Source organism: Tabrizicola sp. YIM 78059, from assembly GCF_004959785.1.
GTDB lineage: Bacteria > Pseudomonadota > Alphaproteobacteria > Rhodobacterales > Rhodobacteraceae > Tabrizicola > Tabrizicola caldifontis.
Map to the genome: position 1 here is coordinate 1 of NZ_SJZH01000067.1, position 510 is coordinate 510.

Sequence of the window (510 nt, forward strand, 5' to 3'; positions counted from 1 at the left end):
GGGCGACCGCCACGGCCGCCGATCCGACCACGGTCGGATATCACCTCTCGGCGCTCTACTCGCCGATCGGCTGGCTGAGTTGGGAACGTATCGTGCGGTCATGGGAAGCGGCCCAAGGGTCGGACGAGGCGATCAAGGCGTTTCGGAACACGATCCTCGGGGAAACATGGGTCGAGAGCGGCGAAGCGCCGGACTGGCAGCGACTCTACGACCGGCGCGAGGCGTGGAAGCCGGGCACCGTGCCAGCGGGCGGGTTGTTCCTGACCGCCGGGGCCGATGTCCAGAAGGACCGGATCGAGGTCGATGTCTGGGCCTGGGGTCGTGGACTTGAGTCGTGGCTCGTCGATCACGTCGTCATCGAGGGTGGGCCTGACCGGCATGACGCCTGGTCGGAGCTGACCGCGCTGCTCGACCGATCCTGGCCGCACGAACGCGGCGCGCATCTGCGCATCGCGCGGCTCGCCATCGACACCGGCTACGAGGCCCCGGCGGTCTATTCCTGGTCGCGGG

At 68.8% G+C, this 510-nt stretch carries 1 protein-coding gene; it reads left to right on the forward strand.

The window, feature by feature from the left end:
• Window positions 1-510 (forward strand): terminase gpA endonuclease subunit (locus tag EZM81_RS18055; protein WP_211195454.1); only part of this gene is annotated, 510 nt, incomplete at both ends.